23 protein-coding genes are annotated in these 21,781 nt (G+C 64.1%); 11 read left to right on the top strand and 12 right to left on the bottom strand.

All coding sequences use genetic code 11. The features are described from left to right. Positions 1 to 11 precede the first annotated feature (11 nt). From uxuA to DL1_RS03990, 8 genes are all read right to left on the bottom strand, one after another. On the bottom strand, positions 12 to 1,211 hold the full coding sequence (uxuA, locus tag DL1_RS04025; RefSeq protein WP_038062766.1) for a mannonate dehydratase: 1,200 nt from the start codon (positions 1,209 to 1,211) through the stop codon (positions 12 to 14). Between the two features lie 2 nt (positions 1,212 to 1,213). Continuing rightward, positions 1,214 to 2,287 carry an ABC transporter ATP-binding protein gene (locus DL1_RS04020; RefSeq protein WP_038062765.1) on the bottom strand — a complete coding sequence of 358 codons (1,074 nt, stop codon included), beginning with the start codon at positions 2,285 to 2,287 and terminating at the stop codon, positions 1,214 to 1,216. Positions 2,288 to 2,298: 11 nt separating this feature from the next. Next, a complete protein-coding gene (locus DL1_RS04015; RefSeq protein WP_038062761.1) occupies positions 2,299 to 3,342 on the bottom strand; it encodes a carbohydrate ABC transporter permease in 1,044 nt (347 codons plus the stop codon). 48 nt (positions 3,343 to 3,390) lie between these two features. After that, positions 3,391 to 4,359 (bottom strand): carbohydrate ABC transporter permease, encoded by a 969-nt coding sequence (locus tag DL1_RS04010; protein ID WP_038062758.1) that lies wholly within the window; start codon positions 4,357 to 4,359, stop codon positions 3,391 to 3,393. Positions 4,360 to 4,425: 66 nt separating this feature from the next. Next, the gene (locus tag DL1_RS04005; RefSeq protein ID WP_038062756.1) at positions 4,426 to 5,706 is read right to left on the bottom strand and encodes an ABC transporter substrate-binding protein; all 1,281 of its coding nucleotides are present in this window, start codon (positions 5,704 to 5,706) and stop codon (positions 4,426 to 4,428) included. Between the two features lie 23 nt (positions 5,707 to 5,729). After that, positions 5,730 to 6,791 carry a Gfo/Idh/MocA family protein gene (locus DL1_RS04000; protein WP_038062754.1) on the bottom strand — a complete coding sequence of 354 codons (1,062 nt, stop codon included), beginning with the start codon at positions 6,789 to 6,791 and terminating at the stop codon, positions 5,730 to 5,732. Next, positions 6,788 to 7,804, bottom strand: coding sequence for a Gfo/Idh/MocA family protein (locus DL1_RS03995; protein ID WP_038062751.1), 1,017 nt, complete (start codon positions 7,802 to 7,804; stop codon positions 6,788 to 6,790). The genes DL1_RS04000 and DL1_RS03995 overlap by 4 nt, the downstream gene beginning before the upstream one ends. Beyond that, positions 7,801 to 8,841 (bottom strand): Gfo/Idh/MocA family protein, encoded by a 1,041-nt coding sequence (locus DL1_RS03990; RefSeq protein ID WP_038062748.1) that lies wholly within the window; start codon positions 8,839 to 8,841, stop codon positions 7,801 to 7,803. The genes DL1_RS03995 and DL1_RS03990 overlap by 4 nt, the downstream gene beginning before the upstream one ends. Before the next feature lie 110 nt (positions 8,842 to 8,951). Between DL1_RS03990 and DL1_RS03985 the strand changes: the two genes are divergently transcribed. Continuing rightward, the gene (locus tag DL1_RS03985) at positions 8,952 to 9,704 is read left to right on the top strand and encodes a GntR family transcriptional regulator (protein WP_081856245.1); all 753 of its coding nucleotides are present in this window, start codon (positions 8,952 to 8,954) and stop codon (positions 9,702 to 9,704) included. 93 nt (positions 9,705 to 9,797) lie between these two features. Further along, the gene (locus DL1_RS03980) at positions 9,798 to 10,415 is read left to right on the top strand and encodes an LbetaH domain-containing protein (RefSeq protein ID WP_038062747.1); all 618 of its coding nucleotides are present in this window, start codon (positions 9,798 to 9,800) and stop codon (positions 10,413 to 10,415) included. Here DL1_RS03980 and phnF read toward each other — a convergent pair. Further along, complete coding sequence (gene phnF / locus DL1_RS03975; protein WP_038062746.1) at positions 10,412 to 11,155, bottom strand: phosphonate metabolism transcriptional regulator PhnF; 744 nt, start codon at positions 11,153 to 11,155, stop codon at positions 10,412 to 10,414. The genes DL1_RS03980 and phnF overlap by 4 nt on opposite strands. Before the next feature lie 77 nt (positions 11,156 to 11,232). Between phnF and phnG the strand changes: the two genes are divergently transcribed. Genes phnG through phnN form a run of 7 tightly spaced genes read left to right on the top strand, consistent with a single transcriptional unit; the run spans position 11,233 to position 16,188 of the window. Continuing rightward, a complete protein-coding gene (gene phnG, locus DL1_RS03970; protein ID WP_038062744.1) occupies positions 11,233 to 11,676 on the top strand; it encodes a phosphonate C-P lyase system protein PhnG in 444 nt (147 codons plus the stop codon). After that, on the top strand, positions 11,673 to 12,236 hold the full coding sequence (gene phnH / locus DL1_RS03965; RefSeq protein WP_038062741.1) for a phosphonate C-P lyase system protein PhnH: 564 nt from the start codon (positions 11,673 to 11,675) through the stop codon (positions 12,234 to 12,236). Before phnG ends, phnH begins: the two co-directional genes overlap by 4 nt. Then, the gene (locus DL1_RS03960) at positions 12,237 to 13,322 is read left to right on the top strand and encodes a carbon-phosphorus lyase complex subunit (RefSeq protein ID WP_038062738.1); all 1,086 of its coding nucleotides are present in this window, start codon (positions 12,237 to 12,239) and stop codon (positions 13,320 to 13,322) included. Further along, positions 13,319 to 14,188 (top strand): alpha-D-ribose 1-methylphosphonate 5-phosphate C-P-lyase PhnJ, encoded by an 870-nt coding sequence (locus DL1_RS03955; protein WP_038062736.1) that lies wholly within the window; start codon positions 13,319 to 13,321, stop codon positions 14,186 to 14,188. Before DL1_RS03960 ends, DL1_RS03955 begins: the two co-directional genes overlap by 4 nt. After that, on the top strand, positions 14,185 to 14,955 hold the full coding sequence (gene phnK / locus DL1_RS03950) for a phosphonate C-P lyase system protein PhnK (protein WP_038062733.1): 771 nt from the start codon (positions 14,185 to 14,187) through the stop codon (positions 14,953 to 14,955). Before DL1_RS03955 ends, phnK begins: the two co-directional genes overlap by 4 nt. Positions 14,956 to 14,959: 4 nt before the next feature. Further along, positions 14,960 to 15,652: a phosphonate C-P lyase system protein PhnL gene (phnL, locus tag DL1_RS03945; RefSeq protein WP_038062729.1), complete on the top strand. Its 693-nt coding sequence runs from the start codon at positions 14,960 to 14,962 to the stop codon at positions 15,650 to 15,652. Further along, positions 15,649 to 16,188 carry a phosphonate metabolism protein/1,5-bisphosphokinase (PRPP-forming) PhnN gene (gene phnN / locus DL1_RS03940; RefSeq protein ID WP_038062727.1) on the top strand — a complete coding sequence of 180 codons (540 nt, stop codon included), beginning with the start codon at positions 15,649 to 15,651 and terminating at the stop codon, positions 16,186 to 16,188. Before phnL ends, phnN begins: the two co-directional genes overlap by 4 nt. Here the strand turns inward: phnN and DL1_RS03935 are convergent. Next, the gene (locus DL1_RS03935) at positions 16,170 to 16,859 is read right to left on the bottom strand and encodes a DUF1045 domain-containing protein (RefSeq protein ID WP_038062725.1); all 690 of its coding nucleotides are present in this window, start codon (positions 16,857 to 16,859) and stop codon (positions 16,170 to 16,172) included. The two genes, phnN and DL1_RS03935, sit on opposite strands and share 19 nt — an antisense overlap. An 80-nt stretch (positions 16,860 to 16,939) precedes the next feature. On the opposite strand from DL1_RS03935, the gene DL1_RS03930 reads away from it, so the two are divergent. Next, positions 16,940 to 18,088 carry an alpha-D-ribose 1-methylphosphonate 5-triphosphate diphosphatase gene (locus DL1_RS03930; RefSeq protein WP_038062722.1) on the top strand — a complete coding sequence of 383 codons (1,149 nt, stop codon included), beginning with the start codon at positions 16,940 to 16,942 and terminating at the stop codon, positions 18,086 to 18,088. A gap of 63 nt (positions 18,089 to 18,151) precedes the next feature. On the opposite strand, the gene DL1_RS20730 is transcribed toward DL1_RS03930, so the two are convergent. Together DL1_RS20730 and DL1_RS03920 are read right to left on the bottom strand one after the other, a co-directional pair. Beyond that, entirely contained in the window at positions 18,152 to 18,784 is a 633-nt protein-coding gene (locus tag DL1_RS20730) for a TetR/AcrR family transcriptional regulator (RefSeq protein WP_051693301.1), read from the bottom strand. Positions 18,785 to 18,813: 29 nt separating this feature from the next. Then, the gene (locus tag DL1_RS03920) at positions 18,814 to 20,226 is read right to left on the bottom strand and encodes an amidase (protein ID WP_038062720.1); all 1,413 of its coding nucleotides are present in this window, start codon (positions 20,224 to 20,226) and stop codon (positions 18,814 to 18,816) included. A gap of 194 nt (positions 20,227 to 20,420) precedes the next feature. Between DL1_RS03920 and DL1_RS03915 the strand changes: the two genes are divergently transcribed. Next, positions 20,421 to 21,752: an ABC transporter substrate-binding protein gene (locus DL1_RS03915; RefSeq protein WP_038062718.1), complete on the top strand. Its 1,332-nt coding sequence runs from the start codon at positions 20,421 to 20,423 to the stop codon at positions 21,750 to 21,752. Positions 21,753 to 21,781 lie beyond the last annotated feature (29 nt).

Raw genomic sequence — 21,781 nt, 5'->3', positions numbered from 1 at the left:
GGCCGCCCCGCTCAGGCCAGCGCCGCCATCACGCCGCGCAGCTCTGCCAGCCCGCGCATCCGTCCGATCAACGGATAGCCGGGCATCGAGGCGCGGTTATGGTCGTCGAGGATGTCCTGCCCGTGATCGGGGCGCATCGGGATCTGGGCATCGGCGCGCCCTTCGGCGGCCCTTCGGTTTTCTTCGGCCAGAAGCGCGCGGATCGTGGCGACCATATCGGTGTCGCCCTCCAGATGTGCGGCCTCGTAAAAGCTCGAGCGCTGCGCGGTGGCGGGCGCAATCCGGGTGGTATTGCGCAGATGCACGAAATGGATGCGCGGTCCAAGCTCAGTGATGAAGCGCACCGGATCGAAACCGGGCGCAACCCCGAGCGAGCCGGTGCAGAGCGTCGCACCATTGGCGGGGCTGTCCACCGCATTCAGGATGCGCGTGTAATCGCTCAGGCTCGACATCACGCGCGGCAGGCCCAGAAGCGGGAAGGGCGGATCGTCAGGATGACAGCACAGCCGCAGGCCAAGCCGCTCTGCGGTGGGCACCACTTCCGAGAGGAAATCAATCAGGTTGGCCGCCAGCCGCTCGGGCGTGATCGCGGCATAGCTCGCAAGCAGCTCGCGGATCTGCTCCAGCGTCCAGCTGTCATTCGCACCGGGCAGGCCCGCCACGATATTGCCGCTCAGATCCTTGCGACCGCGCGCGTCCATCTGGGCAAACCGCGCATTGGCTTTTGCCGCGATCTCCGGGCCGTGGTCTTCGGCCGCGCCGGGACGGGCAAGAATATGGATGTCGAAAGCTGCGAAATCGACCAGATCGAAGAGCATCGCCGTGCCGCCATGCGGGCGCGGTGCGCGCAGCTGGGTGCGCGTCCAATCGAGGATCGGCATGAAGTTGTAGCACACGACCTTAATCCCGCAGGCGGCAAGGTTTTCAAGCGATTGCTTCCATGCGGCGATATGCTCGGCGTAGCCTGTGCCCTTGGTCTTGAGCGTTTCCGAGACCACGAGGCTTTCCACCACATCCCAGCTCAGCCCCGAGGCCGTGCCATCCGCACGGGTCGCGATCTGCGCCTGCCTTTTGCGAATTTCTTCGATGGGCCAAACGGTTCCGGGCGGAAGGTGATGTAGCGCCGAGACCACGCCCTGCACACCGGCCTGAAGCATCTCGTCCACACCAACGGTGTCTTGCGGGCCGAACCAACGCCACGTCTGTTTCATGCTCAGGCACCTTTGCGCAAAAGCGACTGGCCGCTCTGGGTGGAGAACACATGCGCCTCGCCGGTCTCCAGCGTCAGAGCGATCTGGGTGCCCGGCTCGATCTTGGTTTGACCGGCGCAGTGGACGGTGACCGCCGTACCGTCCGAGGCCGTGCCGTAAAGATAGGACTCGCCGCCCAGCCGCTCCACGCCCGAGACCGTCAGGGGCAGGCCCGTCTCCGCCGGTTGCATCCCGTTGGGCCGGATGCCGAGCGTCACCTGCTCGCCCTCGTTCAGCATGAATTTGCCGGGCGGCAGGGCCACCACCGTGCCGGTCTCAAGCCTGAGCCCGCCCGCCTCGACGCGACCGGGGAAGAAGTTCATCTTCGGGCTGCCGATGAAGCCTGCGACGAAGATATTGTCGGGCGTGTTGTACAGATCGAGCGGTCGACCGAATTGCTCCAGCCGCCCGTCGCGCAGCACCGCGATCTTGTCGGCCATGGTCATCGCCTCGACCTGATCATGGGTCACATAGATCATGGTGTTGTTGAGGCGCCGATGCAGGCGGCTGATCTCGCCGCGCATCTCGACGCGCAATTCGGCATCGAGGTTCGAGAGCGGCTCGTCGAAGAGGAAAATCTGCGGCTCTCGCACCACGGCACGGCCAATGGCCACGCGCTGGCGCTGACCGCCCGACAGATCCTTGGGCCGCCGGTCGAGCAGCATCTCGATTTGCAGCATCTGCGCGGTGGCGGTGACGCGCTCGGTGATTTCGGCCTTGGAGGCGCGCAGGTTTTCCAGACCGAAAGAGAGGTTCTGGCGCACCGTCATATGCGGATAGAGCGCGTAGCTTTGGAACACCATCGCCAGCCCGCGATCGGCGGGGCCAAGGTCGTTGACCACATCGCCGCCGATGCAGACATCGCCGCCGCTGATCGGCTCAAGGCCGGAGATCATGCGCAACAGCGTGGACTTGCCGCAGCCGGAGGGGCCGACGAAGACGCAGAAGTCTCCATCCTCCACCTTGAGGTCGATGCCTTTGATGACTTCGACATTGCCATAGGCTTTCGTCACGCCGCGAAGTTCGAGATCGGACATGGGGCGTCTCCTTATTTTCCGCCGGTCGAGGCAATGCCGGTGGCGATGTATTTCTGCAAGAAGGCGAAGACGACCACGATCGGAACCAGCGTCAGCACGGTCATCGCCAGCAGGCTGGCCCAATCGGTGGTGAATTCGCCTCTAAACGAGTTGAGGGCGAGTTGAAGCGTGAAGTTTTCCTGCTTTTGCAGCGCGATCAGGGGCCAGAGGAAATCGTTCCACCGCCACATGATCGACAAGATGGCCAGCACTGCGATTGCGGGCGCTGAAAGAGGCAGGATGATGCGCCAGTAGATCTTCCACTCGCTGGCCTTGTCCATGCGCGCCGCATCAAGGATCTCATCGGGGATGGTGAGCATATATTGGCGCAGCAGGAAGACACCTGTCGGGGTGGCAGCCCCCGGAATGATCACCCCCCAGAGCGAGTCGATCATGCCGAAATCCCGCACGATCAGGAACAGCGGCACCAGCACCACGGTGGGCGGGATCATCAAGGTGCCGATGATCAGCGCCATCACCAACCCGCGGCCCCGAAACTGGTATTTCGAGAGCGCGAAGGCGGCCATGGAATTGACCAGCAAGGTGATCAGCGTGGCCATCACGGTGATGAAGGTCGAGTTGTAGAAGAACCGGAAGAAATTGAACCGCTCGAACAGCTTGGAATAGTTCGAGGTGGCCAGCGCCACATGCTCGACCGCCTTGCGATCCTTGAACGGCACTTTCAGGACCGTCTTGGGGTCGCTGGGTTTCACGACCTGACTGATCAGGCCAATGCGCCGGATCTGGGCGACCTCCTGACCCGCCAGCGGACCGGCGGTGACCTTGTAGATGGGCAGCGGTTTGTCATAGCCCGGCACGGTTTCCATCTTCTGCACATAAGGCAGCAGGCGGGGCGGGTAGTTTTGCAACTCGCGTTCGGTCTTGAACGAGGACAGCACCAGCCAGAGCACGGGGCCGAACATCAAGAGCACCCCAAGCGTCAGATAGGCATAGGCCATCCAGTCGGTCCAATGCAGGCGCTTCCGGCCGCGGGTGCGGGTGAGAAAGGCGGTCATGGCTGGGTCTCCAGTTGTGCTTGGGCATGCAAGGGGCTACGGGCGCGCTTAGCCATTGGCGTTCCTCCGTGTGATCCAAAGCTGCACCGCCGTGAGCGCGATCAGCACGATGGCCACAAGGATCGAGGCGGCAGAGGCAAGCCCGAAGAGACGCGGCGCCCCGGCAAAGCCGTTTTGATAGATAAATTGGATCACCAGTGTCGTGGCCGAACCCGGACCGCCGCCCGTGAAGGCATAGACCTCATCGAAGGTCTGCACGCCCTTGATCAGCGAGAGCACCAGCACGACCACCATCGTGGGCATCAACAGCGGCAGCGTGATCTTGCGAAACACCCGCCACGGCGAGGCGGCATCCATTGCGGCGGCCTCATAGACATCGCGCGGGATCGACTGCAGCCCGGCCAGCAGGATCAGCGTGTAAAACCCCATATGGAACCAGACCGAGATGAACACCGACCAGGCAAAGGCCCATGTAGGGCTGAGCATCCAGTTGACGGTTTGCAGGCCGAAATGATCGAGCACTGCGTTGAGCGCGCCTTGGTCTTGCAATATCCATTTCCACACCAGCGCCACCACGACAGGCGAGAGCAGGACGGGAAAGAAGAACACCGCGCGGAAAAAGCCGCGCGCCCGGATCTTGCGGTTCAGGATCAGCGCGGTCGTCATCGAGAAGAACACCATGAACCCGACCTGAAGCACAATGAACCAAAGCGTGTTATGCACCGCGCGCCAGAACAGATCGATCTGACAGCTATTGGGATCGAGATAGCTGGTGCAATTCATCAGCTCGTCGAAGTTGCGCATCCCGACATAGGGACGGTCCTCGAGCAGAATATGGTCGCTCCCGGTGGTCGCGTAAAAGAAGTTCAGGATCACCGGCAGGAAGGTGAAAAAGCCGAATAGAAAAAGGTTTGGCAGAAGGAATACCCAAGCCAGTTTGCGCGGCCCCAAGATCCGCTGTAGCGCGCGCATCGGCCATTCGATGATCTGCATCAGTGGCGTGATCAGGCTCAGCATCGGTGTCTCCCCCCTGCTGGTTGCGGTGATGGGGGGCAAGCGTGTGCCCCCCAAGAGGATCGTGGCTTATTGTGCCGCGTTGACCGCTTGCTTGAGATCGGCGCTCATCCGATCAAGCGCTTCTGTCAGGCTCAGCTCGCCGACGATCGCCTGCGTCAGACGGGTCACCGTGATGTTGAACATCGCGCGGTTGTTCTTGTAGCCCTGATAGGCATAGCCCACCGGCGAGATGGTCGGCACCTGAGCGCTGAAGGCATTGAGCGCCTTGGCCGCACCCGGGGTCGCACCTTCATATTTCACGCCAGCCTTGGCCACGGTGGCATTGGCGGGAATGTTGAGCGACTTGGCTTCCAGCATCGCATAATTGTCGGGCTGGGCGAGGTAGTTCAGCAGCTCTGCCACTTCCTTGGGATGTTTGGTGGATTTGAAGCCCACCACGCCCGAGCCACCCGGCATGCCCGAGCAATGGCCGGGACCGGCCGGGCCGCAGGGGGCTGGGACCACTTCCCAGTCGAACGCATCCCCGATCTGGTCTGCGAATTTCTGGATCTGCCAGCTGCCCGAGTAGTAGAAGACCAGCTCGCCATTGACGAATTCCTTCGTCGCATCGGCATAGCTCGTGCCGCCCTGACCGGCCCAGACATTGCGGTCCATCGTGCCGTCCGCGTTCCAAGCGACGAATTGCTTGGAGGCGGCAGCAAAGCCCGGATCGTTCAGCTCGGGATTGCCGTCGGCGTCGAAATAGGTCGCACCATATGGGATCGCCAAGCCGGCAAAGCGGTGGCCCGAGCGGTCCATCGCCATCGGATAGCGCGTTCCGGTGGCCTTGGCCACTTCGCGCGACGCCTTGGCCCAGTCATCCCATGTCGCATCCTTGCCCGGGAGCGCGACGTTTGCCTGATCGAACAAGGTCTTGTTGACGAAGGCGCCGGTGATCGTCAGCTGGGTCTGGAGGCCGTAGATGCCCTTGTCCTGAGGCCCGGCCCGGTACCAGTCGAGTGTTTTGCCGAAATTGTCTTCCCAATAGGTCTTTTCCACATAGGGCGACAGGTCGAGATAGTATTTGTGCAAGCCGCCAAGGTCGGTGACTTTCGCAAGATCGGGACCGGTGCCTGCGGCAAGGTCCACCGGCAGGTTCTCGAGGATCGCCTTATAGGGCACGAGATCCATCTTCACCTTGATGTCCGGATGCTTGGCCTCGAACTGTTTGAAGATGGTCATCATCGTATCGCATTCGTTGCCGTCCTGCGCACATTCAAAGCGCAGTTGGACCTCTGCCGATGCGGCGGTGGCAGCCAGGAATGTGGCTGCCACCGCCGCTGCGGCGATCTTGCGTTTCTGGATCATTGTCTTTCCTCCCTTGGTTTCGTTTACGTCTCGCTTGGTATCCAGCCCCGATAGAACGGAGCATCCGGTCCCAGCGGCAGGGCGACACGCGCACCATCGCGGGCGGCCTGATAGACAGCCGTGACCAGCTCGATAGAGCGTCGTCCATCCGCGAGGGTCACCGCATGCTCTGGTCTCCCCTCCAGAGCATCCGCCGTCGCCTCAAGGAACCCGGCAAAGCCCGAGAGCCCGGCCGGCACCGTGGCCAAGACCTCGTCGATGGCCGCCTGGGCGTAGGGCGCGCGCGCGGTGAAACGCCATGTATCGGTTGCGGGCGCATAGGGGGCGGTGCCGGATTCAGCCGTCAGACCCTCAAAGCAGAACCGGATCCGCGTGGTGTCGTCAGCGGCCCCGAGCGTGATCGAAGAGGTCACAACCGCCCCCGAGGTCATCTCGAAGCTGATCGCCGCGCAGTCCTCCGTCTCGATCGGGTTCACCCTCGTGGCGCACATCGCGGACAGCCGCGCCACCGGTCCCATCACCATCATCATCAGGTCGTGGTTGTGGATCGCATGGCCCAGAACCGCGCCGCCATTCTCGCCCTTCCACGTGCCGCGCCACGGGGTCGCGTAATAGTCCGGGCCGCGCATCCAATGGGTCTCAAGGCTGGCCGCATAGGGCTTTCCGGTCAGACCCGCCGCGATCAGGGCGCGCAGCTGCGCCATCGCGGGGCCGTAGCGATATTGAAAGACCGGCGTCACTATCCGGTCCGCCTCTTTCGCCGCTGCGATCAGCCGGTCTGCATCAGCCAGCGAGGCCACCAGAGGCTTCTCGCAGATCACATGCTTGCCCGCACCAAGCGCCTGAAGCGAGACGGGCAGGTGCAGATGCGGCGGCAGGCAGACGTCGATCAGCTCGATCTCTGGGTTCTCTAGCACCGCCTCGATCTGGGTCTCGACCCGGATCGGATCTTCGCCCACGGCCGCTTGTGCGCGCGCGGTATCAAGATCGACCACGGCGTGAACTTTGTAGCGGTCGGGCAGGGCGCGGTAGCCATCGAGATGCTCGCGCCCGATACCGGCGCCGATGATTGCAACGCCGATCATGCCGATTTTCCCTCGGCAAGCATCTGCGCCTTGATCGCCAGCTCCATCACCTTGAAGGCATGGGCCTGTGGCATCGCGGTTTCGGTTCTCTCGCGGATGTCATGGAGCAGACGCGCGAAATAGGGCAGGCCCGCATCGGAGCACTGGATTTTCTCGCAGCGATCGCCATTGACCAGCACGAGATGGTCGCAGCCCTCGGCCCCGCCCACATCGACATATTTGCGCAGCTCAATATAACCCTCGGTCCCGAGGATCGTCAGCCGCCCGTCGCCCCATGTCGGCAGCGCATCGGGGGTGAACCAATCCACGCGGACATAGCCGTGCCCCTGATCCGAGCGAACAACCAGCTCGCCGAAATCCTGAAGGCCGGGCCATTGCGGATGGGCATGGTTGGCGACCGTCGCCCATTCGACCCGGGCATCTGTCGAGCCGGTGAGGAACAGGAACTGATCGATCTGGTGGCTCGCGATATCGGTGAGGATACCGCCGTAGGACTCGCGCTCGAAGAACCACTCGGGGCGCGTCGGTGCGTTGAGGCGGTGCGGCCCGAGACCCACGGTCTGGATCACCCGCCCGATGGCACCCTCGGCCACCAACTCGGCGGCGCGGGTCACGGCGGGCACTTCGAAGCGTTCGGAAAAATCGATGGACCAGATCCGGCCCGTCTGCGCCTGCACCTTTTGCAGTTCAGCCAGTTCCTCAAGGGTGATGCAACCGGGCTTGTCGGTCATCACATCCTTGCCCGCCTGCATCGCCGCGATGGCAAGCGCGGCGCGATCGCGCGGGATCGACGAGATCAGGATCAGATCGACGGTGTCATCTGCAAGGATGTCTTCTTTCGTGGCGATCCGGGGCACATCGGGGAAGCGCTTTTCAAAGCCCTCCAGCGGCTCGGGGCTGCCCTCGGTCCACCAACCGACGAATTGCGCGTCGATATCCATCAGGTTCTGCGCCATTCCGAAAATATGGCGGTGGTCGATGCCTAGCGCGGCGAAGCGGATCGGTCGGGTCATGAAATCTCCGAAAGGGTTATGGCGCGGCCCTCGCGCGATGAGGTCACAAGGGCTTCGATCAGGTGATGGACGGCCAGAGCGGCGCGTCCGGTGACGATGGGGGCACGGTTGTGCTCCAGAGCGTCTGCGAAATCTTCCAGAATGGCTTGGTGCCACTCATGGGTGAAGGCCATCGGGTCCGCGCCGCCACCGGTGCCAGAGCCCTCGCCAAAACTCTCAGTCGTACCGTCGCGCCAGTTCAGATCAAGCTGCCCCGAGACGATGCGGGCCGAGCCCTTGGTGCCGTGCAGCAGGATCGATTCCGCGGAGCCGGGATAGCTTGCGGTGGTGGCAAACAGGCTGCCGACCGCGCCGCTGGCATAATCGATCCCGCCGCTCACGATGTCCTCAGCCTCCATCCGGTGCAGGCGGCTGGTGCGGGCCATCGCCTGCACGCGGGTGGCGGGACCTGTGAGGCTCAGCGCCAGATCGAGCGTGTGAATGGCCTGCGAGATCAGTACCCCGCCGCCGTCGCGGGCATAGGTGCCGCGTCCGGGCTCATCGTAATAGCTTTGCTCGCGCCACCACGGCACGGTAATTTCGACCAGCCCGATCTCGCCAAGCGCGCCCTCAGCCAGCATCTCCGAGAGCCGCCGCGCCGAGGCGCGCATCCGGTGCTGCAAGACGATGCCCAGCGGAACATGTGCCGCCTCGCAGATCTCGACGATCCGGGTGGCGGCCTTCAGCGTGCGCTCTACAGGCTTTTCCATCAAGATCGGCTTGCCAGCTGCAGCCAACGCCTCGACCGCCTCGATCCGCGCATTGGGCGGCGTCAACACGATGGCAAAATCGATATCGGGATCGGCGGCAATCTCGGCCACGGATTTATAAGCTTTGGGCGTGCCCTGTCCCGCCTGCGAGACCTCTTGGGCGAAAGCTTCGGCGCGCTCGGGATGGCGCGCGCATAAAGCTTCCAGCGTGATCCGCCCCTTGGTCGCAGCAATCGCTGCGACATGCGTTTTGGCGACCATTCCCAGGCCGATCAGCGCTGCGCGCATAGTCTCCTCCTCCGTGCCGACTCCACCCGGCCCTGTCTCGATAGCAGACCAGTATACCGGTTGTAAATACGCAGAATACCAGTATACAGGTTGAATGTGAGAGGGATGACATGGCGCGCGAAGAGACACCCAAACCCCAGCAGGCGGCTGCGGCTCAGGCCGTCGCGGGTCATGTGAGTTCTCTGGCCGCGACGCAGCTGGATCTGACGCGCCCTGTGGGTGCACAGATCTTCCAGACGCTGAAGACCGCGATCTTGCGGATGGAACTGCCGCCCGGTTGCATCCTGTCTGAGACCGAGGTCGCCAGCCGTTTCGGCGCAAGCCGGACCCCCGTGCGCGAGGCCATGGCGCAGTTGCGCGATGCGGGGCTTGTGACCACATTGCCGAGCCGTGGAAATTTCGTCACGCTGCTCAATGAGGGCAAGATCCGCGAGGCCCAGTTTCTGCGCGAGGCGCTGGAATTGGCCAATGTGGCAGCGCTGGCGGCAAATGGGCCGAGCCCGGCATCGCAGGCCGAGATTACGGCGACGCTGAAGGCGCAAGCCCGTGCGCTCGAGCGCGGTGATGATCTTGCCTTTCAGGCCGAAGACGATGCGTTCCACCTTGCACTTGCGCGGGCCACGGGGTTTGCGCGCGCCGCGCGGGTGCTTGAGCATGAGAAGATGCAGCTTGATCGATTGCGCGTTTTGTCGCTGCGCGATCATCCGCATCTCTATGACCTGCTGAGTGAGCATCAGGCCATTGCGGACGCCATTCAAGCGCGCGACGTTGCGGGCGCGGTGACGGCTGCGAAAACGCATCTGCGTTCGGTTCTGGCTGTGTTATCCACTCTGGTGGCGCGCAATTCCGACTATTTCGACTGAAGCGCCGCCGAAACTACCGCCGGACGTCTTGGTATCCTCCGGTCGAGCCGCGATGTGTCGCCCAAGTACAGACCGCCATTTCGAGAGACGACCATGCCCAAGCTTGATCCCGACACGCCCCATATTCCCGACGATTGCGACGTGCATAATTCCCGCTTTGGCCGCTATTGTGAGCTGGGGCAGGGCAGTCGCGTGCGCAATTGCGAGTTTGGCGATTACGCCTATTGCGACCGGTTTGCCGATATCGCGAATACGACGGTCGGGAAATTTGCCAATATCGCCGCCTGCACCCGGATCGGCCCGACAGATCATCCGTGGCGCAATGCCGCGCAGCACCATTTCCTCTATCGCTCCGCCGATTATTTCGAGGGCGAAGAGGATTGGGCCGAGTTCTTTGAACATCGTGCCGGGCGGCGCACCGTTCTCGGTCCCGATTGCTGGATCGGTCACGGTGCGATCATCAAACCCGAGGTCACAATCGGGGCGGGCGCGGTGGTCGCGGCAGGCGCGGTCGTGACCAAGGATGTGGCGCCCTTCATGATCGTGGCAGGCGTGAATGCGCAGCCCTTGAAGGCGCGCTTTTCAGATGAGGTCGCTCAAGACCTGCTGGATCTTGCGTGGTGGGATTGGGAGCACAGGCGCCTGCACCGGGCCTTGGCCGATTTTCGCGCTATGTCCGCCGCCGAATTTGTTGCGAAATACAAAGGCTAGGGCGTGGCAGGCGCGTCATCCTCGTCGTCGGACCCGATGGTCAGCGTCACCCTCTCCCCGGCAAACCAACTGATCCCGAACTCGATGGGTTGCCCATCGGCATCGGCATTGATCGCCTCGGTGCGCAGCAAGGGCGCGCCTTCTGGCAGCCGCAGCAGCCCCGCCCGTGTGCCGCTGGCCCGGGTCGCGGCGATCCGGGTCGTGAGGCGCAGATAATCGGGCAGCCCCGCCTCGCGCAAAGCCGCCGTGACAGAGCCATGCCGGGTCAGCGCGACCGGCAGCGTCGGAAACCGCTCGGCGGGAAAGATCGAGCGGAAATGCGCAAGCGGCACCGCGTCGGCCAGCGAAATCCCCTCGAAGACATGGACTTGCGCCTGCGCGGGCAGATCGAGCGCTGCGGCCTCTTCGGGAGCCGCGAGCCGCGTCTCGATGCGCAGCACCTCGCGCGAAGGCGTCCGCCCCGAGGCCGCGATGTTGCGCTGAAACCGCACCCGGCGCGAGATCGGATAATCCGCAGGCGGGGCATCGGCGACAAACACGCCCGCGCCGCGCCGCGCCACGACACAGCCCTCATCGGCGAGCGTCGCCAGTGCGCGGCGCACCGTGTGCCGATTGACGCCGAACCGCGCCGAGAGCTGGGCCTCTGTCGGCAGCTTGGCGCCTGAAGGGTAAAGCCCCGTCGTCAGCTCGTGGCGCAGGGTATCGGCGATCTGGCACCAGATCGGGGTGGGACGTGTCATGGAACTGTCGCTTGCCTCCGGGCCGGGAATCGGTGCATATTTGTCTAGTTGTATAGTAAAATAGACAAATCGGCAAGATGTCCAAACTCACGCAAGACGACATAGAGCGGCGCGACCGCATGGGGCTTTTGGCCCGGGCCACCCCGACGCGGCTGGCAGAGCTGTTCCCCGAGATCCCGGCGCATGCGCTGCTGCGTGCGCCTGAGGCCGGAGCCGTAATGGTGCGCGGGCGGGTCGGGGCCTCGGGCGGGCCGTTCAATCTGGGCGAGATGACGGTGACGCGCTGCTCTGTGCGTCTGGAGGGCGGCGCGGTGGGCCATGCCTATGTGCAAGGGCGAGACAAATCCCATGCGCTGCGCGCCGCTGCCCTCGATGCGCTGGGTGTGGCGGGCTCCGAATTGGTGGCGCCTGTTCTGGGCGCCCTGCGTGCCGAGGAAGCCGCGCGCCACACTGAGCGGGCCGAGAAGGCGGCGGCCACCAAGGTCGAGTTTTTCACGATGGTGCGGGGGGAAGATCAATGAGCGATCTGTCAGGCGGGTTTGCAGAGGTCGCACAGCAATCGGCGCGCGCCTTCCGCGCGGTGCTGAATGCGATGGCGCGGCCCGGTCAACTCCAGCAGCTTGAGGGGGCAGCCCCTCCGGCGCCGCTTTCTCCGGCGGCAGGGGCGGTCTTGCTCACGCTGGTCGATCAATCGACGCGCCTTCATCTTGCGCCCTCGCATGACACGCCCGAGATCCGAAATTGGATCGCCTTTCACTGCGGCGCACCGCTCTCGGGCGCTGAGGAGGCCGCCTTCGCTTTGGGTGCTTGGGAGGCGCTGCAGCCCGTCGCGCGCTTTGCCATGGGTACGCCCGACTACCCCGACCGTGCCGCCACGCTGATCGTCGAAGAGGCTGGGTCTAACCCGCCCAATGCTCGGCTGAGCGGGCCGGGGATCGAGACGCAGGTCAAGGCCTATCTGCCCGATATTGCGGCATTTCAGGCCAACCATGCAGGCTTCCCGCTGGGCTTTGATTGTCTGTTCACCGCGCGCGATACGGTTTTCGGCCTGCCGCGTTCGAGCAATGTGGAGGCGCTTTAGATGTATGTCGCGACCAAAGGTGGCGAGCGCGCGATTGACGCCGCCCATGACTGGCTTGCCGAGGCGCGCCGGGGCGATCCTGCCATCCCTGAGCTGTCAGTCGCCCAGATCCGCGAGCAGATGAGCCTTGCGGTGAACCGGGTGATGGCGGAGGGCTCGCTCTATGACCCCGATCTGGCAGCGCTTGCGATCAAGCAGGCGCGCGGCGATCTGATCGAGGCGATCTTTCTGATCCGCGCCTATCGCACGACGCTGCCGCGCTTTGGCGCGAGCCTGCCGGTGGAGACCGGGGCGATGGCGATCACGCGGCGGATCTCGGCCACGTTCAAGGATGTGCCGGGCGGGCAGGTGCTGGGGCCGACTTTTGACTACACCCATCGGCTTTTGGACTTCAAACTGGCCGCCGAAGGGGAGGTGCAGCAGGCCGGGCGCAAGCCCGCCGATGATCAGCCCGCGCCGCATGTGCTCGCGCTGCTGGACCGGGACGGGCTGATGGAGCCGCTCGCGCCAAGCGCGGCTGTGCCGGGCGATCTGACGCGCGAGCCGCTCGAGATGCCCGCCGACCGCCCGCTGCGCCTGCAAGCGCTGAGCCGAGGCGATGAGGGGTTTGTGCTCTCGATGGCCTATTCCACGCAGCGCGGCTACGGGCGCACCCATGCGTTCGTGGGTGAGCTGCGAATCGGCAGCTGCGCGGTCGAAATGGAGATCCCAGAGCTGGGCTTTTCCGTGGAGATCGGCACGGTCGAGCTGAGCGAATGCGAGACCGTCAACCAGTTCACCGGCTCCAAGACCGAGCCTGCGCAATTCACCCGCGGCTACGGGCTGGTGTTCGGCCAAAACGAGCGCAAGTCGATCTCGATGAGCCTCGTGGATCGGGCTTTGCGTTGGGAGGAGCTGGGCGAGGAGGATACCGGCGCCCCCGCGCAGGATGCCGAATTCGTCCTCTATCACTGCGACAACATTCAGGCGACGGGCTTTCTCGAACATATCAAGCTGCCCCATTACGTCGATTTCCAATCCGAGCTGGAGCTGATCCGGCGGCTGCGCAAGGCGGCGGGCGCAAGCGAAAGGGAGGCTGCAGAATGACCGATCAGGCTTATAACTTCGCCTATCTCGACGAGGCGACCAAGCGGATGATCCGCCGCGCGCTCCTGAAGGGGATCGCGGTGCCGGGCTATCAGGTGCCGTTTGCCTCGCGCGAGATGCCGATGCCCTATGGCTGGGGCACGGGCGGGGTGCAGGTGACCGCGGCCTGCCTGACGCCCGAAGATACGCTCAAAGTGATCGACCAAGGCGCGGATGATACGACCAACGCGGTCTCGATCCGTAAGTTTTTCGAGCGCACGGGCGGTGTGAAAACCACCACCCACACGGCAGAGGCGAGCCTGATCCAGACCCGCCACCGGATCCCCGAAGAACCACTGCGCGCCGATCAGATCTTGGTCTATCAGGTGCCGATCCCCGAGCCTTTGCGCTTTCTGGAGCCGCGCGAAAGCGAGACCCGCAAGATGCACAGCCTTGAGGAATACGGGCTGATGCATGTGAAGCTTTACGAGGACATCGCGCGTCACGGGGAAATCTCGACGGCCTATGCCTATCCGGTGAAGGTCGAGGGGCGCTATGTGATGGATCCCTCGCCGATCCCGAAATTCGACAACCCGAAACTGGGAGGCAGCCCCGCGATCCAGCTGTTCGGGGCTGGGCGCGAGCAGCGGATCTATGCGCTGCCGCCCTTCACGCAGGTGGTGAGCCTCGATTTCGAGGATCATCCCTTCATGGCCTCCAAGGCCGATCACGATTGCGATCTGTGCGGATGTTCCACGAGTTATCTCGATGAGGTGATCACCGATGACCGGGGCGGGCGGATGTTTGTCTGCTCTGATACCGATTTTTGCGAGGCTCGCCGGGCGCAGGGCCATCGCGGGCGGCTGAGCCCGGAGGAGGCGGTATGAAGGATCTCGGGAACACTGCGCTGCTTCAGGTTGCGGGGCTGAGCAAATATTACGGGACGCGGATCGGCTGCGAGGCAGTGAGCTTTGATCTCTGGCCGGGTGAGGTTCTGGGGATCGTGGGCGAGAGCGGCTCGGGCAAGTCTACGCTGCTGAGCTGTCTGGCCGGGCATCTGACACCCGATCAGGGGCGCGTGCTCTACAATGGGCGCGATACTGTCACGATGAGCGAGGCCGAGCGCCGGGTTTTGGGGCGCACCGACTGGGCCTTTGTGCATCAAAACGCGCGCGACGGGCTGCGTATGGGCGTGAGCGCGGGTGGCAATGTGGGCGAGCGGCTGATGGCGGTGGGCGCACGCAATTACGGCGCGATCCGCGGATCGGCGATCGACTGGCTCGGCCGGGTCGAGATCGATGCGGACCGGATCGATGATCGCCCGCGCCAGTTCTCGGGCGGTATGCAGCAGCGCTTGCAGATCGCGCGCAATCTGGTCACCGGACCGAGGCTTGTGTTCATGGATGAACCCACGGGCGGGCTCGATGTCAGCGTGCAGGCGCGGCTTTTGGATCTGCTGCGCGGGCTCGTGCGCGATATGGGGCTGTCGGTGATCCTTGTCACCCATGATCTGGCCGTCGCGCGACTTCTGGCCGACCGTCTGATGGTGATGCAAGCGGGCCGGGTCATCGAGCAGGGGCTGACCGATCAGGTGCTCGACGATCCGCAAGCGCCCTATACCCAACTTCTCGTCTCTTCCGTCTTGCAGGTGTAACCCGATGATCGAGATCGAAAATCTCTCCAAATCCTTCACGCTGCACAATCAGAGTGGCATCACGATCCCGGTCATGGAGGGCGCACATCTCAGTGTTCTGCCGGGCGAATGCGTGGCGCTCACCGGGGCGTCGGGGGCAGGCAAATCCACCCTCATGCGGATGATATGGGGCAATTACCTGGCTGCGGGCGGCGCAATCCGGGTGGGCGGGCTCGATATCACCAAAGCCGCCCCGCGCGAGATCATCGCGCTGCGCCGCGACACGCTGGGCTATGTCAGCCAGTTCCTGCGCGTGGTGCCGCGCGTGCCTACGCTGCGGGTCGTGGCCGAGCCGCTTCTGGCGCTTGGTCTGCCCGAGGCAGAGGCCTGCGCGCGGGCGGCTCAGTTGCTGAGTGCGCTCAACATCCCCGAGCGGCTCTGGGCGCTCTCGCCCACGACCTTCTCGGGCGGTGAGCAGCAACGGGTCAATATCGCGCGCGGCTTCGTGCATGGTTATCCGGCGCTTTTGCTCGATGAGCCCACAGCCTCGCTCGATGCGACCAACCGCGCGGTCGTGCTGGGTCTGATCGAGCAGGCCAAGGCGCGCGGCGCTGCGATCATCGGCATCTTCCACGATGAGGCCGCGCGCGCGCAGGTCTGTGATCGCGAGGTCGATGTGACAGAATTCACGCCGGCCTCTGCGCGGGGGGCGGCATGACCGGGCAGTTGATTGCGGTGGTGGGCCCTTCGGGGGCGGGCAAGGATACGCTGATCCGGGGCGCGCTGGCCCGCGACCCGACACTCTCTTGGGCGCGCCGCTCGGTGACGCGCCCGCCCTCAGGGAGTGAGCCGTTCGAAAGCCTTGATGAGGCGGAATTTGCGCGCCGGGTCGCGGCAGATCAGTTTGCGCTGCATTGGCGCGCGCATGGGCTGCGCTACGGTGTGGCATGGGCCGAGCTTGAACCGATGGCGGCGGGCGGCACGGTCTTGTTCAACGGATCGCGCGCGGCGCTTTCCGAGGCCGTCGCGCAGTTTCCCGCCCTGCAGGTGATCGAGGTGACAGCCCCCGCCGAGCTGCTGGCCCGCCGCTTGGCCGAGCGGGGCCGCGAAAGCGCGCAGCAGATCGCCGAACGCATCGCACGCAGCTGCGCCGATCTGCCCGAGGGGCTGCCGGTCCGCCGGGTGATCAATGACGGCAGCTGCGCCCAAGGGGTTGAGCGCATGCTGGCAGCCCTTCACCCGGTGAGGGCGTAACGATGCAACAGATGGAAATGGCCGCTTTGCGGATCCTCGCCGAAGAGGCACAGTGTATCGATCACATGCGGCGCGCCGAGATAGGGGGCGAAGTAGCGACGGGCCTGCGCGGAGAGCGCCTCTGCCAGATCGGGCGAAAGCGGGCCGCTCAGCGTCAGATGCAACTGGAATTGCTCGAAAACATAAGGGTAGCCAAACCGCGCCAGCAGCTCGGCCTGACGCGGGCTCAACGCAGCCGGATCGCGTTTGGCAAGCTCGCTCTCGCTGAGCGGCGCGCGGTAGCGGTCCAGCCGCTCGACCACCGTAGCGGCCAGCGCGCGCAGCGCCGTCACATCGCCTGCAGGGCGCAGGGCCACGAAATCGCCCAGCTGCGCGACCTCCAAGGCGTCGAGCGTGACCGGGGCCAGCTGCCCGGCCAGCGCCCCCATCGCCTCGCCAAGATCATCCCCGGTCAGGCCGTCGGCCAGCCGGAAGGGCGCTTTGATCGTGGCGTGGAAGCCGTATTTGCGCGGCGCGGCGGTGATCTGCGAGAGCGGCGGCGCCATCCCGTCCAGCTCAGGCTGTGCGACCTCAGCCCCTGCGGCGGCATCCCAACCCAACCAGTTGGAGCCCGCCTGCATCAACTCATCGTGCGGCGCATAGTAGATGGCGTATCGCGTATAATATCCCATAACCGCCTTTTCCCATCAAAGTGCCACAGTGATGTGACACTTCAATGCGACAGCGGCAAGACGTTCAAACGGAGCCTCTCATGAGTGATTTCATCCTCGCCAATGCCACCCTTGTTCTGCCGCGCGAGGTGATGCGCGGTGCGCTTCATGTCGTGGATGGGCAGATCGCCCGGATCGAGCCGGGGCAGGGCGTGCCCGCAGGCGCCGTCGATTGCGAGGGCGATCTGGTGATGCCGGGGCTGATAGAGCTGCACACCGACAATCTAGAGCGCCATATCGAGCCGCGCCCGAAGGTGAACTGGCCCCATTCGGCGGCGATTATCGCCCATGATGCCGAGCTGGCCTCGGTCGGGATCACGACCGTGTTCGACGCGCTGCGGGTGGGTTCGATCGGGGCCTCATCGACCAATCGCACCGATTACAACGAATATGCCCGCGCGCTTGCCAGCGAGATCCTCGCGATGCGCGATGCGGATGGGTTGCGCATCAGCCATTACCTGCATCTGCGCGCCGAAGCCTGTTCCGAGACGCTGATCGAGGAGCTTGCGAAATTCGGCCCCGAGGATCGGGTGGGCATCGTGAGCTTGATGGATCACACCCCCGGCTCGCGGCAGTTTCGCGATCTTGAGAAGCTGCGCGACTATGTCTGCGGCAAGCACGGGCTGAGCGAGGCCGATTTCGAAGATCACGTCGCGAGTCAGATCGCTCTGCGAGAGCGTCTGGGCGCGCGCCATATGGAGGCGGCGGTCGCAGCGGCAGGGCGTTTTGGCGCGGTGCTGGCCAGCCATGACGACACCACCGCCGATCAGGTGGCGCAATCAGCCATGCAGGGCGTGCAATTTGCCGAGTTTCCGACCACGCGTGAGGCAGCGCAGGCCTGCCGCGACCAAGGGATCGCGGTGATGATGGGCGCGCCGAACCTGATCCGGGGCGGCTCGCATTCGGGCAATGTGGCGGCCCATGAGCTGGCCGAGGCCGATCTGCTGGATATCGTCTCGTCGGATTATGTGCCCTCGGCGCTGCTGTCCTCGGCGCTGCTGCTGGGGGATCTTTGGGACGATCTGGCGCGCGGCGTGGCCTGTGTGACCTCGGCGCCCGCCGATGCGGTCGGGCTGTCGGATCGCGGACGTCTGGAGCTGGGAAAGCGCGCCGATCTGATCCGCGTGCGCCGGTTGAACGGTTCGGGTGCGCTGCGGGGGACTTGGGTGAAGGGCGTGCGCGTAGGCTAGGCGGGCGCTTCGGGCCAGTGATGGCCTCTCATGCGCGAGATTGCCGGTGGCCTTGCCCCTCGCTTAGCGGGACAGGCCCTGCGCCGCTGCAAATGCTTTTGCGGCGATAATCAGGTTGTCGGCGGAGCGGGCGAACAGCGGATCGTCTTGCGTGGCAAGCCACTGATTGAACAGGCCCACGAGGCTTGTATAGATGAGGTTGCTCAGCGCGCGCAGTTTTTGCTGCGCCTCGGGCGTGTCCTCCACGAGCTGCGAGAAGGCGCTGGCATAGAGATCTTGGAAATGCTCGTCCTTGGCGCGTGCGAGATCTTGGCCCTCGGGATGGCGCAGCATGTAGAGCGACATTTCCTGTAGCAAGATCTGCTCGGCCGGGGCGCGCCGGATCTCGGAGCAGACGAAATGGATGAGCACTTCGATGCGCTGGGGCAGATCGGTGCTGTCGCCGAGTGCGTCGTTCAGCCGCGATCTGTACTGCGAGACGAAATTCTCCATCACGGAGAAGATGATCTCTTCCTTGTCGTTGAAGTGATAATGCAGCGTGGCGACACTGATCTCCGCCTCGGCGGCGATCTTGCGGGTCGTGATGTCGAACACGCCTTTTTGCAGCATCACCCGCAGGGCAGCGGCGGCGATCTGTTCGCGTTTGCCATCGCTCTGCGGGCGCGCCGGTCGGCGGCTCCGCGCAGGAAGTTTCATTTTATTCGCCTGCGCTGGAGCCATGATATTTAATCCGCCTTTGGGTCGATCGGAGCGATCGCACCGATTTGCGCTTCCATGATCTCAGCCGCACGCAGGCAGCGCTCCTCGTTGAACCAGCCCGAGACGATCTGAACCCCGGCCGGATGACCATTCGTGGACCCGGCGGGGACGGAAATAGCGGGCAGGCCGAGGCCCGCAATCGCAGGCAAAGAGCTGTAAGCCGTCATAATTTCCCCAACCGTATCACGACTTTGCAGATCGTAGTCAACGGGGAAAATCGGCTGGCACGAGATCGGCGTGAGCACGAGCGGATAGGTCTGGAAGAACTGCGACCACGCGCGCTCGATCGTGTGGCGGGTCAACCAGGCTTGCACGAAACCGGCCATATCGAGCGTGGGCAGATTGGCCTCGGTGTGGAGATAAGCGGTGCGGAAGTCCTCGCCCCCCATCTCCAACAGCATCTCGCGCCCAGAGACGCCCGTCTCGGCATAAAGAAGCGTCATCCAGAGCCGCCCCATCTCGGCCAGACGCGGCGGGGCGACCTCATCGACGATATAGCCCGCCTCTTCCAGCCAGCGCGCGGCGCGGCGCAGGGTCGCCTCTACTTCGGGGTGGACCGGCAGCTCTGAGCTGCCCGCAAACAGCGCGACCCGGCACGGGCGGCCCTCGTCTGAGCTGGCCGCTGCGGGCACTATGTGATCGGGGTCGCGGGGATCGGGGCGTGCCAACACCTCTAGGCCCAGCCGGATATCGCGCACGCTGCGCGCAATGATCCCCTCCGAGGCCCCGGCCTGAATCGTCATCGGCTTTTCGACCGGCCCCTCGGTATAGCCCGGAATGCGGCCCATCGTGGCCTTCATCCCGTAAAGACCGCAGGCGGCGGCGGGGAGGCGGACCGAGCCTGCGACGTCATTGCCATGGGCCAGTGTGCCGATGCCGGTTGCCGCTGCCGCCGCCGCCCCGCCGCTTGAGCCGCCGGTCGAGATCTTCGGGTTCCACGGGTTGAGCGTGGCGCCATGCAGGTCATTGCTGGTGAACCAGCGATAGCAAAAGGCGGGAATGTTGGTTTGCCCGATGATCACGGCACCCGCCGCCTTGAGATTGGCAACCGGGGCGCTGTCGGTGCGGGCAACGGCATCCTTGAGCGCAACCAGCCCGTTTGTCGTGGGCTGACCGGCCAGATCCACATTGATCTTGGTGGTGATCGGCACCCCGTGCAGCGGACCGAGCAGATCGCCATTGGCAAGGGCTGCATCGGCGGCATCGGCGGCTGCCAGAGCCTCCTCGCGCAGCACATTGACGACGGCATTAATTTTCGGATTGACCGCATCGAGGCGGTTGAGCGCGGCCATCACCGCCTCGCGACTGGTGAACTTGCGCTCGCGAATTGCGGCCGCGGTTGCGACGGCGTCCAGCTCCCAAATCTGTTTGTCTTCCAAGGCTTGTCTCCTCCCTATGCGCGCGGCCAACGCGGGCGCAAATGTCTCGGCCCGGATGTGCGGACCATGGCGCAAGCTAAACCGATCATATGATCCGATCAAGTGATTGACATTATCTTTTTCGCTTCGTATGGTTTTCGTCAAATGAGCCGGAAACCGGCCGAAATATCGCAATGCTGCTCAGGGAGGACGGCATGACGGACATCAAACATTCAGGGCTTTCAAGGTCCGCGCTCACGCGACGGGGGGTCTTGAAGGCGTCGCTTGCAACCGGGGCTGCGGCCTTCACGCTGCGTTTCCCCTCGGCCAATGCCGCCACCGACAAGACGCTGCGCATCGGTTGGGTCGCGCAGATCAGCGGGCCCGGCGCGGGCTTTGGCGAGACGACGGAATTCGTGAAAGACCAACTGGCCAAGCTCTTTGATGGCGGTCTCCAGATCGGCGGATCGCGCTATTCGGTCGAGATCCTCGTGCGCGACAGCCAAAGCTCGGTCAACACCGCAGCGCAGGTCACAACCGGGCTGATGACGCGCGACAAGGTCGATCTGATCGTGGCCACCGAAGGCTATGCACCGATCACCGGCGGGCAGATGGCCGCGATCTCGCGCACGCCGATGCTCTCGACGCTGATCCCCTCGGATGCGCTGGTGGGCGCGCGGGGCGGGCCGGTGGCCTATTCGAATAACGGCAAGCCCTGGACCTTCCATTTCCTGTTTTCGGCCAAGGATATCGGGCGGACCTATGTCGGGATGTGGGAGCCTGTCCGCAAGAGGCTCAATGACAAGGTCGGGGTGTTTTTCGTGGATCAACCCGCCTCGCGCGGCTTTGCAGATCCCGAGCATGGCGTGTTTCCGACGCTCAAGGCGCATGATTACAGCCCCATCGATGGCGGCATGTTCAAGCCCGAGACCACCGATTTCTCCAATCAGGTCGCAAGCTTCAAGGACGGCAAGGCCGACTACCTGACGGGCTTCATGTTCCCAAGCCAGTTCGTGTCGTTCTGGCGCTCGGCGGCGCAGGGCAGCTACCGCCCCGAGGTCGTGACCGTCGCCGGGGCGTTCCTGTTCCCGGCGGGTATCAATGCGCTCGGGGATCGCGGCGATGGCATGTCGACTGAAATCTGGTGGTCCCCGGCGCTGCCCTACACTTCAAGCCTGACGGGCCAGAGCTGCGCCCAGCTTGCAAAGGCTTGGGAAGACAAGGAAGGCACGCAATGGACCCCGGTTTTGGGCTATGCCCATGCCATGTGGGAGGTCGCGGTGGCCGCGCTCAAGGCCTCGGGCGATCCCAAGGATAAAGAGGCTCTGCGCGCGGCTCTCAGCGAGGTCAATATCGACACGATCGTCGGTAAGGTCGATTTCGCGGCGGCGCCCAAATCGGGTCTGGCGAGCACGGCGCTGGTGGGCGGGCAATGGCGCAAGGCGCGCTCCGGTCCCTACACATACGACCTCCTCGTGACCTATGCCGGTGATCAATCGGTCTTCAAGGCCGCGAGTGACTTCAAGCTTCTGTCAGAGCTGAACTGAGCTGAGAGCGGGCGGGGGCCGGGCTGTCA

Source organism: Thioclava dalianensis, assembly GCF_000715505.1.
GTDB classification, from domain to species: domain Bacteria; phylum Pseudomonadota; class Alphaproteobacteria; order Rhodobacterales; family Rhodobacteraceae; genus Thioclava; species Thioclava dalianensis.
The sequence above is the reverse complement of the archived record's forward strand: the minus strand, read 5'-3'. Positions and strand labels throughout refer to the sequence as shown.